This window comes from Fusibacter sp. JL298sf-3 (assembly GCF_053842995.1).
On the sequence record NZ_CM132608.1, the window covers coordinates 3,593,543 to 3,606,083 of the forward strand.

Genomic DNA, 12,541 nt, shown 5'->3' on the forward strand with positions numbered 1-12,541 from the left:
CACTCAGTGTATGAACAGGTGGGACGAAGGAAGTTGGGACATGATCCCCTTAGACACGGAAGGTTCACCATCATAGCTAAACAGGGGAAATATGGCCTTTATAGAGCGTTACAAGCGGATGCTTGTTAAGTTGTGCTCATTTTTAGCTATTCAGTACATGATATCATGACTGTTCTACACTTTTAGCTCTAGTTAATGAGGTAACTATTTAAAAAAAGCCTGTAAAATGAACAAGTTTAGGCTTGACAGTATAGGAAGGAAGGTGAGTTATTCTCACAAAGGTGTTACCTTAATATTAAAGAGCCTCAACTTGTCCTATACATGCCCAACCTATACTTTAGCTAAAGCAGATTCGGTCAAGCAAGAGGCCTTCCGCAAAGATTTTGATCGGGTAAAAAAACTGATAAATGAGCAAATACAGCATATATTATTTGAAGATGAGTCGATGATATGTGACTATCAAGCGATTGGAGCCACTTGGTTTGAGCGGGGGAAACAAAGGATCATTAAAACATTTGGCAAACATCGTGGTGTAAAACTGGTTGGCTGTCTTGATTACGAGAGCGGTGATATCTATTGTGAAGAACATGACACCTACAACGCACAAACCTTTCTCTATTTTTTAAAAAATGTACTCAAACGGTATTCGGGTAAAATCGTTATGATTCTTGATAATGCAAGAATACATCACGCGAAATTGATTCAGGCATTTTTACTTGAAAACATTGAGCGACTTGAACTGATGTTTCTACCGCCATATAGCCCAGAACTTAACTTGATTGAAGGCTTGTGGGGCTGGTTGAAAGATAAAGTCATCAACAATGTTTTCTACAACAAAACTTATGAGATTCGAAAAAATATTTCTGCTTTTTTAAAAGAAATTTCAAAACAACCCCCAGGTTATTATTGATTGCTTATGCGTTAAGTTGTAATGACTTAATTCAACTTATATAGCAGAAATTATAAAAGCTATATACTTTTTTATTATAGGAATATGAGGTTAAAATATTATGTTTATATTGATAGGGCGGGTCAAATCTCTGCAGACCTCTCCTTTCACGACCGCGTGCCCCCCTCGTGTAAAAAATCGCAAAATTGCATAGGGGGGATGCAAAAATCAAAAACAAGAGCCACATAGCCTTGTAAGCCTTGAAACCTAAAGGGGTTACGGGTTATGTGGCTATTTTTATTTCGTTTTAAAGGTAAGCGTAAAGTAGAGTACACATAGAAATCTGATGGCGAGACTAGTAAAATAAAAAAACCACCCAAGAGAATTGGCTGGCGTAAGATTTCTAGTCTTGTTTGTCCGCAGTTTTGCGGATCTCATCTGGTATAGATTCTGCCCATGGCAACAAAGCGTCCAAAGCTTTATCATCCTCAATATCGATATTTGGAAGCTGCTTGAATAAATAGGTTAAGTAGAAAAATGGATTGAGCTTATTGGCTTTGGCCGTTTCAATAATGGAATAACTCATCGCACTTGGCTGAGCACCTTTAGGCGATCTTGAGAACAAGTAATTTTTTCTCCCGATTACAAAAGGTTTAATGGCACGCTCTGCAAAATTGTTATCGACTGCAATATGTCCATCAAGCATGAAGTTCATGAGCTTATCCCATTGATTAAGGCAGTATTTAACAGCCTCTCCAAGCTTGCTCTTTGGAAGTGTGCAGCAATTTTGCTCTTCAAGCCATGACTTCCAAGCGCCAAGAACAGGTTTAACAGCCTCTTGCCGTTTTTTAAAACGTTCCTCTGGCGTTAAGTTCATATACTGCTTTTCATAATGGTATATCTGATTACAGAACCTAAGGCCTTCACTGGATTTAGTCCTCGAAAGCTCAGCACGTTCTGGAAGCGCCTTTAGGGTATCATTAAATTTACGACGTGCATGAGCCAGACATCCCACCTGCGTGACATTTTCGACCGCATTATAGCCACTATAGCCATCTGTTTGAAGATACTCTGAAAATCCTTTAAGAAACTTCTGTGGATTTTTCTGAGATCTAGAGGATTTATAATCGTATAAAAACATAGGGTGCATGGCACTTTTAGCTGACGCATAAAGCCACATGTAACCTTTTGAATTCTTCTTCTCATCAATGACTTTCAAAGGACTTTCATCGGCATGGATGACAAGCTCGTTTTTAAGAAAAACATGCATACGTTCATAAAGTGGCCTCAGCCAATTATTTGCGCCATACATTATCCAAGCGGCCATATTCTGTCTTGAAATATCGATGCCAAAGTTTTCAAAGGCCTTCTCCTGGCGGTATAGTGGCAAGTGCTGATTGTATTTGCGGTCCATAATAAAGGCAAGAAGAGACGGTGAAACCATGCTGCCTGGCATAAGGGACTTTGGCATAGGTGCTCTTACAATCGTCCCTTCAGTGCCCTCTTTATCACAGCATCTACAAGCATAAACCTGACGGATGTGGTGAACAACTTTAACCTGCGCTGGAATGATTTTAAGTTCTCTTCGAATCTCTGTCTTCATTTCGTGCAAAGTCCCTTCACAGTTTGGACAATTCATCTGATCTTCTGACAGTGTGTAATGTACTTCTTCAACAGGCAGGTCATTATAAGTTTTACGTGATTTTGAACGTCCATTCTTACGATTTTTAAGAATCACTTCCGTATGAGGTTTTTCGCTTTTTTGTGCAGACGCCTTTTCTGCCTCATTGAAAAAGCTAAGCTGTTCTGGATTTGTCTGTTCACTTGAAGCTGCGAATTTCTGGTGTTGATTTAGACGAAAAAGTTCTTCATAGTGAGTCACTTTTGCTTGTAAAGCTTCTATTTCTAGTACTTGCTTGGCAATGGTTTGCTCAAGTGTTTGAGTATTTTTGTCGCTTGATGAAGTTGTATGTGATGTCGCGTTCTTTATAGTTTTCATACGGTTATTATATCAAAATTTACGGCTCAAAAAAAGAGATAAATCTCAGAAAACATAAACCTGAATTATTCATGAACTCATGATATCACCAAAAATCGAGCGGATTTAAGTTTTTGCGCTTCATAATGCTTATCATAGAAGAAGTCTTGATGTTTATTATCTAAAAATGGGCAGACTTATCCTGTATACAGTACTTTTCTCGATTTTCAGATTTCAAAGTTCATCAGTTATGTTTATTCTAACTGTGGAAGTCGACGGATGTTCTCAAGAATTTCATAGAACTCATTCTTGTATGGACAACTGCTACACAGTTTGAAATGAATATATCTTGCTGCTTTAACAACCTTTGATGCGATTTTGAGCAGCTTCAATCGAATAGTATCTATCAACATTTTCTTCATGCTTTCAGGTAATACCAATCGTTTAAAGTAATTAAATAGGTCGTATGCTAGGACATGGAGCAGTAGATGATTTGCATTAACGACTTTGTCCTTACTTGGCGTTGATGCAAAGTTGAAGCCACTTTTACCTTCTTTAATGAAGTTTTCCATGGTGCCTCGATGTCGATAGAACTTAATCAGTTCTTCAGGACTGAGATTCCTATTGGTCACAATAAAGGCATACTGATTGGTTAGCTGAATGTACGGTTTCTCGACCTTGACGATAACCCGTCTAGGATAGTCCCATTTACCGGCCTGGTACAAGAACTCATCATAACGGACCACATAATCAATCATGTTATCCTTTGTAGCTTCGGTTATTTCATCATCCAAATGTTTTGCGTGAGCATACAGTATTTTGTTTGCTTTCAAGCGTATGGCATAGGATACACCATTGCTTACACACTGTTTGTACAAGTCCGGTGTTGCAAAACCACTGTCTCCACGGAGGAATAGATGGACATCCGGATATGGTCCTCTGTCAAGAAAAAGGACAACTTAAACGTAGAATCTTTAACCAATTTTTTTGATTATTAACTGACGAATTCAAGTTCATAGTCGTAAGGGGATATCATACCACAATGCAAATGTATTCTGGTGGTATTATAAAATGTCTCAATATAATGGAATATCAGTTTGTGTGCATGATGAAGATTTTTAATGATATATCGGTTAAGCCATTCACGCTTTATGAGTGCGTGGAAAGACTCAATTGGTGCATTGTCCCAAGGCGTACCTTTTTGTGAATAACTTCGGATATATTCTTTAGTCGGTGTTGCTTTCTTATAATCTTTGGATACAAATTGTCACCCTCTGTCACTATGAATAATCGTTGGTCTCTTTGATTTTCTAGAGGCTTTAGCGTTATTAATTGCAGATATGACACCCTCTGTTGTTAGTCTATCGGAAACATGCCACCCGATGATTTTTCGAGAATAAAGGTCCATTACAGACGTTAAATAAATAAAGCCCTTCAAAGTATAAACATAGGTGATAGCGGTTGTCCAGACGGCATTCGGTACTGCAGGACGAAATCGTCTATCCAGTATATTTTTAAGCTTGTTGTCAAAATCAGGATCAATGGTGGTTTGGGTGTATGGACGAACCCATATTGCCTTAATACCTTCATTGCGCATGTAATTCCCAACTGTTTTTTCAGCGATTTTTATGCCTTGCTCATTGAGTAATTTTGTAATCTTAGGTGCACCATAAATCTGATAAGAAGCATTATATATTTCTTTGATCTTTGTGGATACAGTTCTTTTGCGTAGTTTCGCGCGAGAGGCTTTTCGACTTTTAAAACTATAGTATCCAGATGTTGAAACGCCAAGATATTTGAGCACATTGTTAGCAGAAAAAGTGCGTTTCTTAGATTTTTCTTTGATGATTGGGTAAAGCGTTTCTGTTAATCGTTCAATATGCTCATTGCTTTTTTTAATATTTCGATTGCATCCTTTGCATCTCGAAGTTCTTTGCGCAGGCGTGCATTTTCTTTTTCAGCATCTGACGAAAAATTACCCGAACCTCTATGTTCAACAACACCTTCGTGATTTTTGGCATTCCTTATCCATGAACTGAGGGTTGATTTTCCGATTTTGAGTTCTTTTGCTACTTCTTCGCCTGTTTTTCCAGATGAATAGTAATAATTGACAGCATCTTGTTTAAACTCTTTCGAAAATTGCTTTTGATTTTTTGTTCCCATGAGTCTTCTCCTTTTGAATTGGGTTTATTATATCTTGTATTCTAAAAAGACTCAACATTAATTGTCCTATTTTTATACTAGCATCAGGCGTTTAAAAAAGAAATGGAAGGCATTTATTCCACCTCTGTAACACCAAAGACTTTGGACGAATCGCCCATGGCGTACAAGTCCATTGATGATATCTTAGAAAACATCGGCGATACGGTGACGGTAAAGGCTGTTCTAAAGCCCATCTACAACTTAAATCGCAATACTAAAAAGTTATTTAAGACGCATCCAAATCACCTTCCAAGTGAAACCGGCGTCTTGTCTTCAGGGTGACAGGGGGCGTCCTTGAAATTTGTAGGGCGGGCTGAACCTGCACCCTTTATGAATCGCGTAGTTCAGTGGTAGAACACTATAGAAAATGCGTCTTGTAAAAGACGCTGACAGCAATCATTCTATGGAGGTAGAGGCGCGAGTTCGATTCATGCCGCGATTCACCATTTGAGTAAGGAAGGAAAAAAGGTGTCATTTTTAGAAGCGTTAAAGAAAAACGACAATAGAACAAAGACGACAAACGGCGCAGGTGCGTTAAAATCCACCCATTCTGAACTGGTTGATTTGTTCGGGAGCATCGGTGCCATGAGGCATCGAAAAGCGATTGATATAGAAAATAAGTTTGCACAGGCATTTTCTGAAGACCGATTGCTTGCGATGAAACTGCTCTTTTACGCGCGAGATATTAGAGGTGGCCTCGGCGAACGCCGTACGGCGCGCATCGTGTACAAACATCTCGCGTGCCAGCATCCAATGGTTCTAAAGAAGAACTTGGAACAGATGAGTCATTGGGACGATTTGTGGGTACTGCTGGATACGGGGTTGTCCGATGCCGTTGTTGAAATCGTTCGAGAGCAACTGGAGGCGGATTTGGTATCGGAAGCCTCCTCGCTGCTGACCAAATGGCTGCCAAGCCACAACACATCATCCAAGACGACGCGGCGGTATGCAAAAATACTGATGCGCGGGTTGAACTGGGACGCCAAATCGTACCGTCAAACGCTGTCGGCGCTTCGGCGGAAAATCGATGTGTTGGAAGCCAAGATGTCCTCTCGGCAATTGGGCGACATTGTGTACAGTCAAGTGCCTGCAAATGCAATGCATGTCTACAGCAAAACCTTTTGCAGAAATGATGAAAAGCGTTTTAAAGCCTACATCGAATCGGTGAAAACCGGTGATGAAAAAGTGAACGCTTCTGTTTTGTATCCGTACAACATCACAGAAAAGATGCTTTACGATTCGGCGGCAAATTACGAACTGTTGGAACAGCAATGGTACAGCATGCCTGATTTCGTCGAGGGCCATGAGAAAAATGTGCTGGTAATGGCCGATGTATCTGGATCGATGACCGGTAGACCCATGGCGACGTCAATTGGATTGGCGCTGTATTTTGCAGAGCGTTCCAAAGGCGCATTTGCCAACCACTTTATGACTTTTAGCGCCAGTCCATCAGTTGTCCAAGTTACAGGCGAGACGCTTTACGAGAAAGTCAGATGTGTTTTAAGCAGTGACTGGGGCATGAACACCAACTTTGAAAGTGCCCTTGAGCTGATCCTTCGCACGGCTACTGATAACCGATTGCCGGCCTCTGACTTGCCCGAAGTACTCGCAGTGGTTTCCGATATGCAGTTTGACGGCAGTTTGCATGCACCTCGAAAGGGCTGGACTTTTTACAGCAAAATGAAAAGAAAGTACGCTGCCGCCGGCTACCGCATCCCTGAAATCGTCTTTTGGAATGTGAACAGTACTCTCGATGCTTTTCAGGCATCTATGGACTGTGAAGGGGTAAAAGTTGTGGCTTAAGAGGGCATGCGCCCAGCTGAATAGAAGCGCACAAAAGACGTTGTAGATGAAAATGCAACGTCTTTTTTGTTGTGCGTTTAGATGAAAGTCTCCTTAATTTGCCAATAGTCGTATAATGATGACGCTCGTCACCTAAGTGGTGACGGGCGTTTTGTTGCGGTTAACGTAGGTTTTGAATACAATTTTATCGAGGAGGTACACAAGATGAACAAAAAATACACGTTATGAAAAGGCTATGGCTCTATATAAGCCTAATAGCTGTTTTAAGTGGGTGCTCTACACTTGAAGGCGGGGATTACAAAGAGGAGCAGATGAAGACGCCAACAGGGTACTCGGAGTCTCAATCGATTCAAAATGCCATATCAACAGAGTTGTTTGGTGAATTTAAAGTCGATGAACTCATAGACAAGGAGGTGCATTCAAATGCCGACACCCGTGTAACAACCTACTACACAAAGGAGTCTTACGATGAGGTTGTGGCACATTTTGACGGTGCTCTTGGCAACAGTGAGGGGTATGATTTTCAGCGCTATCCAGGAGATACTCTGGCAATCCTCAAAGGTACTGTAAACGATGCCTTTGTGATGCTGACAATAGAAGCGCATGATGAGGGTCGAACATTCGTCGCTTATACTTACGAAGGACCTCTTACAGGAGAGACTATTGACCAAGCAGAATTAGAGCTCATCGAGGCAGATTTTCTCACGCGCGTCGAGGCACAAATTGACGCAACAGTTGGCAGCAGAGGGGTGGTCATCCAAGAAGAGATTGGTCAGTTGGATTGGAATGAGTGGGAAGAGGAGTGGGACGAGGTCTATTACCCCAAGCATTTGTCTGTGATGATTCAGGGCGTTACTCGTCATGTGGCGCCAGAGGTGTATTATGCAGTAGGCAACAAGTCTGTTCCCGAAAAGGTTGTTCTTACAGAACAGACTTGGGAGGCCTATTTTAGAAATTCAGACGCACATGTGGTATCACATTATGACGGTGAGACCTCTAGGAACTTTGTAAGTATATACAATTCAAAGACCAACGAGACCTTGATCGTTAGTGAAGATGGACAGCGCATTAAAGAAAAGGGAAATGCCTTACCCATAAGGCTATTGGAAATTGACTTTTTTCGAAATGTGGAGACACTTTCAGAACGCTTTCCGGTTTCAAGGGATTCGAAGTGTCCTTCCGTTAAGAGAACTTACATTGAAAAACAAGACGGTGCGCGTTTCCTCGTCGTTTCTTATTACACGCCAGATACAGAGGGGACTTACAACGCGACGAGCTTCACTTATGACTTTGACAACCGACTCATAATAGCTTATTTAAACTTCGGAACGGAGTACATTTACGGAACACGTTACCCTGAGGGGAAAATCGTTGAGTACCACGAGTCTTGGGAAGTAGTCGCTTTAAATGATACTTCTGAGATATCCGAGACATTATTTGACTTTAATGCGTATTAACATATGGGAAGGAGAAAAAATATGCGTAAAAAAGGGTGTGTCATAGGCTTGACAATTGTATTGATGTTGACTGCGTGTAGCAAAGTAGAAGAGGCCATTGTGCCTCAAGACCTGACAACAGACAGTACCGAGAAGAGTAGCGGCTTTCAGTCAAACTTAGAAAAACGCGCTCAACAAGAAGGGGTTTCCACTCAAGAGCTTCAAGAAACAATTGAAACACTTACTGTACTGACAGCTGAGCGCCATGGCGATACAGCTGAAGCGTATAAAGCAGCTCTAGCGGCCGATGGCAAGACGCCATTTGAAGTTTTTACAGCGGCTGCGGATCAGATGGGGGTAACCTTAAAAGCCTACCTGGAAGCCGAGCAGAATAAAGCACCGCTGTCCGAAGAAGATCGAGAAACGGTTCAGGGGATGAACGAAGCTACAAAAGCATTAGAAAATGCCTTTGACAGTAATACTGTAGAGGGGGGGCTAGATGAACTTTTGCGTTTTGAAGTTGAAGAAGTGCTACACTTTGAAGATACCAAAGCGACAAATGGCTTTTATGAGATCACTTATACAACAAGTGCCACGTTTGACGCAACATGTACGTATTTTTCTGAGTTGCTCGAAGGCTCCGAGTACTATATGGTTCAAGCGGTGCCGGGCGCTCAGTCGAAATTGTTTATGGGGACTTTAAATGGAGAGCTTCTAAATGTTATCATCGACAATGAAACGGATAAGACGGTAACACAAGTTGAAATTGCGTATTAAGAGGAGGGTGTAATGAAGAAAAAACTCATAGCTGTTTGTATAGCCATTTTGTTAGTGGGAATGGGTGGAAACAGTTTTGCACAAGGAGAAAGTGGTTCTGTGTTGAGCAGTTCTTATGGGAGCACTTATGTCGTCAAAGCTGATGGGACTCTGTGGGGTTCAGGCGTACAGTATACAGGCAATGGCAACGGGTATAAAGAAGAACAAGTTGCTTTTGTGAAAATACTCGAGGGTGTTCGAAGCGTCTCTAGTGGGGGGGCGCAGGCTAGAGTTGCTGTAAAAAAAGACGATACACTATGGGGCTGGGGAAGCCTAGAAGGTTATCCTGCAGGCGGAAACAAGCTTGATCCTACACTGCTCTATCCTACAAAATTAGCAATAGACGATGTCAAGCTGGCTTCAGTAAGCGACCGCTTTATTTTAGCTTTAAAAAACGAAGGGTCTCTATGGATTTGTGGCGATATGTACACGGGTGACGGTACGAATAAAAAAGCCTTGTCAAAAGTAGGTTTTGAAAAAGTAGCGGAAAATGTTATCGACATGTACGCAGACAATGAGACCGTTTTCTTCTTGAAAGATGACCATACACTTTGGGGTTATGGGGATACCAATTATGCACAGTTGGGAAACATGATTTCTGAAAAAGCAGATACATTGACCCCAATCAAAATACTAGACGATGTAAAATCGATTGCAACCAACTACGGTACAAGTGTCGTCGGCGCCATACGATTAGATAACAGCCTATACCTATGGGGAAGTGGTGGCTTTTATACGCAGTCGGAAGGCTGGATAGAAAACGCGGGTCGCCCATATAAGGTGATGGACAATGTCAGAACAGCTGCAGTTGATGCTGAAGCGGCATTAATCGTTAAAATGGACAACACGCTTTGGCGCTGGGGGGAGAGTTATGAAGGCGACAACGTCGCAGATGAGCGGATACCGTACAAGATAGCGGAAGATGTGCTTGATGTTACAATTGGCGAACGCCACAGCGCTGTTTTAAAGACCGATAGAACCTTATGGGTCATGGGTGGCGATTATAGAGGGGGGTTAGGGTACGAGGCGAACGAAACTTGGTATACCCCCTTGACACAAGTTTTAGATGGTGTACAGGATTCGCCGGATACATGGGCGCATAAAGAGGTTGAAAAGGCTATTGGTGCGCAACTTATACCCGAGGATATGCAAAGTCACTATACGAAGCCTATTACGAGGGAAGAGTTCTGCATCTTAGCCATAAGAATGATAGAAGTTAAAGCCGACATGAGTATAGAGGCCTATTTACAAGAAGTCGGCATTGAAAGTGCTCCAAAAGATACTTTTGAAGACTGCGATACAAAAGAAGTTTTGGCAGCGAAAGCACTTCAAATTGTAAAAGGAACATCGGAAACAACCTTTGAGCCCGAGATGTTGTTAAATCGTGAAATGGCAGCGGCATTTTTAACGCGAACGGCTCAAGCCTGTGGCAGAGAAGTGGTTTTAAGTACACCGAACTACGCAGATTTAGCGGACATATCGGCGTGGGCAAAAGCTTTCACAGGGTATGTATATGACATCGGCGTCCTGAAGGGAACATCAGGGAATAAGTTTGATCCAAAGGGTTCCTATCAAAGACAGCAGGCGTTTATGAGCATGTACCGCATATGGCAGGCGATTGACGCAGTTCAACCGGAAAACGTAGAGGCATCGATAGATGCCTCTACTTCACTAGATGGTATTTATCCACCCAATATAGGATGGGAAGACGACTACGACAGCATTGGGGAAGTTGCAGCGTATTTGTCCTATAAGCCTTATGCTGAAGCGTATATGGCCACTTACGTAGGCACCCATACGACGCAGGATGGGGTGGAAAAGCGCCAAAAAAACATATACTATAGAGCTGTAGAGGGGAATATCCAAATTAGAGAAGATATTTACAGCGAAGGGAGAATTGCATCTATCGGTATTTTTAACGCCACTGCGCATACGACTTTTATGAGAATGTATCAACATAGCAATTATGCCGAAACAGTTAATGGCAATTATTTAGAGTTTAAATTTTTAGAGCCCGATTACTTTAAGCAAATGCAAGTTGGGGGTAATTTTGACGCATGGTTTGAGGAGGATGGGGCAATTATTTATACATTACAAGTGCAAGACGACGGCGTTTTTATTGAGCAGTGGTTCTCAGCCACAAACAGAATGCCCGTGAGGTACAGAGCAGTCAGACATGTAGCAGGACACAAGACTGTATTGGCGTATGAACTCGTTGACTTAGATGAAAGTTATGACATACTGGACTTTATTATGGATGCGGAAAGAATAGAGTAGTAGGACTTTAAAAAGTCAGAAAATTACGATATGATTGAAAAGTGAAGTATGGTCAGAAGGCGTGATGGCAAGAGGGGGGCATATGGGAGATGGTAGGTATTACACATTGGATCAGTTTTTCAGTATTTTGCTGTTGACAATTTTGATTTCATTACTTGCTGTTCGTGTAATGACGGTTGTTTATAAAGTTAAGGCAAGAAAGCGTTGGGTGTGTTTGCTGGGAATGCTGTTAATGTTGGGGGCCTTCTCAATTTTTATTGAAAAAGTAGCGTTTAGCAGTCTCTTGCAAAAGACAAGTAGGGGTTTTAGTACGCTTTTTTTGTTGTGTTATGTGGGGGCCTGTGTCGGGGAATCCCTTAAAACGCAGCGAATGGCGCCGTGTTTTAAGGCGAAATTTTTTGAGAATGTGTACTTGTTCGCGACCACATTGATCTTTTGGCACCTCAATCGCGTCATCGGGGTTACCGCTCTCGCAGGTCATTTTTTTTGGCTCTCAAGTAAATCAGTTACCTACAGTGTGAGCGCTCATGTATTTGCCAAAGTGAAGAAATCGATTGTAGACTATGTTTTTATTATTGATAGCAAAGGCGCGGTTGTTTATAAAAACTCAGAAGCAGAGGCAGCACCGTACTTTAAACCTCTAAAAACGATTGACTGCAATTCTATCGAGCACATCTTTGTCGGTAAGGCAATAAAGAAAACGCTCTGCGAAAAAGAAGTCATATCTTTAGAAACGGATTCACCTGCTTACTTTCAATATAGCCAAAAGCCCATTTTTCATAAAGCCCAGAAGGTCGGCTATATTTTGACATTTGTTCCTGTGACCGAACTGATTGAACTGTTGCATGAATTAGAAGAAAAGAGAGCTGAACTTCGCGGCATTAACGAACAACTCACTGCCTACAAGGAACAGGTTTACGTAGCAGAACGGGAAAGAGAAATTCATACACTTCTTAAAGAAATTGCTGAAACCCAACACAAAACTATGCTTCAGCTTAAACAGCGTATAGAGGCATTGTCTATGGACGACCCAGAAGTTCGAGTTAAGATTAATCGGTTCAAGCAATTAGCAAAACGGGATTTAAGGGCTGTGAGAGAGGCTGTAACAGCCTATAGAAATTACTATGGAAGGGGATAAGC

10 protein-coding genes, 1 tRNA gene and 2 pseudogenes are annotated in these 12,541 nt (G+C 41.7%); 8 read left to right on the forward strand and 5 right to left on the reverse strand.

Annotation, left to right across the window (positions count from 1 at the left end):
• Positions 1 to 265: 265 nt before the first annotated feature.
• A pseudogene (locus tag ACR6HW_RS17070) lies at positions 266 to 932 on the forward strand (IS630 family transposase); the annotation flags it as partial.
• A 360-nt stretch (positions 933 to 1,292) separates the two neighbouring features.
• Here ACR6HW_RS17070 and tnpC read toward each other — a convergent pair.
• From tnpC to ACR6HW_RS17095, 5 genes and pseudogenes are all read right to left on the reverse strand, one after another.
• Positions 1,293 to 2,888 (reverse strand): IS66 family transposase, encoded by a 1,596-nt coding sequence (tnpC, locus tag ACR6HW_RS17075; protein ID WP_455728884.1) that lies wholly within the window; start codon positions 2,886 to 2,888, stop codon positions 1,293 to 1,295.
• Positions 2,889 to 3,121: 233 nt separating this feature from the next.
• A pseudogene (locus ACR6HW_RS17080) lies at positions 3,122 to 3,799 on the reverse strand (IS1380 family transposase); the annotation flags it as partial.
• A gap of 62 nt (positions 3,800 to 3,861) precedes the next feature.
• Positions 3,862 to 4,086, reverse strand: a complete 225-nt coding sequence (locus tag ACR6HW_RS17085) for an integrase core domain-containing protein (RefSeq protein ID WP_455730910.1) — start codon at positions 4,084 to 4,086, stop codon at positions 3,862 to 3,864.
• 48 nt (positions 4,087 to 4,134) lie between these two features.
• Entirely contained in the window at positions 4,135 to 4,767 is a 633-nt protein-coding gene (locus tag ACR6HW_RS17090; protein WP_455730911.1) for an IS3 family transposase, read from the reverse strand.
• On the reverse strand, positions 4,734 to 5,030 hold the full coding sequence (locus tag ACR6HW_RS17095) for a transposase (RefSeq protein WP_455728791.1): 297 nt from the start codon (positions 5,028 to 5,030) through the stop codon (positions 4,734 to 4,736). Before ACR6HW_RS17095 ends, ACR6HW_RS17090 begins: the two co-directional genes overlap by 34 nt.
• Before the next feature lie 102 nt (positions 5,031 to 5,132).
• On the opposite strand from ACR6HW_RS17095, the gene ACR6HW_RS17100 reads away from it, so the two are divergent.
• From ACR6HW_RS17100 to ACR6HW_RS17130, 7 genes are all read left to right on the forward strand, one after another.
• A complete protein-coding gene (locus ACR6HW_RS17100) occupies positions 5,133 to 5,351 on the forward strand; it encodes a hypothetical protein (RefSeq protein ID WP_455728885.1) in 219 nt (72 codons plus the stop codon).
• A gap of 50 nt (positions 5,352 to 5,401) precedes the next feature.
• Positions 5,402 to 5,515, forward strand: a tRNA-OTHER gene (locus tag ACR6HW_RS17105).
• A gap of 22 nt (positions 5,516 to 5,537) precedes the next feature.
• On the forward strand, positions 5,538 to 6,872 hold the full coding sequence (locus ACR6HW_RS17110) for a DUF2828 family protein (protein ID WP_455728886.1): 1,335 nt from the start codon (positions 5,538 to 5,540) through the stop codon (positions 6,870 to 6,872).
• A gap of 224 nt (positions 6,873 to 7,096) precedes the next feature.
• Positions 7,097 to 8,329 (forward strand): hypothetical protein, encoded by a 1,233-nt coding sequence (locus tag ACR6HW_RS17115; RefSeq protein ID WP_455728887.1) that lies wholly within the window; start codon positions 7,097 to 7,099, stop codon positions 8,327 to 8,329.
• Positions 8,330 to 8,350: 21 nt separating this feature from the next.
• Entirely contained in the window at positions 8,351 to 9,085 is a 735-nt protein-coding gene (locus tag ACR6HW_RS17120) for a hypothetical protein (protein ID WP_455728888.1), read from the forward strand.
• A gap of 12 nt (positions 9,086 to 9,097) precedes the next feature.
• Positions 9,098 to 11,401, forward strand: coding sequence for an RCC1 domain-containing protein (locus tag ACR6HW_RS17125; protein ID WP_455728889.1), 2,304 nt, complete (start codon positions 9,098 to 9,100; stop codon positions 11,399 to 11,401).
• Positions 11,402 to 11,435: 34 nt separating this feature from the next.
• Positions 11,436 to 12,539 (forward strand): hypothetical protein, encoded by a 1,104-nt coding sequence (locus ACR6HW_RS17130; RefSeq protein ID WP_455728890.1) that lies wholly within the window; start codon positions 11,436 to 11,438, stop codon positions 12,537 to 12,539.
• Positions 12,540 to 12,541: the final 2 nt, after the last annotated feature.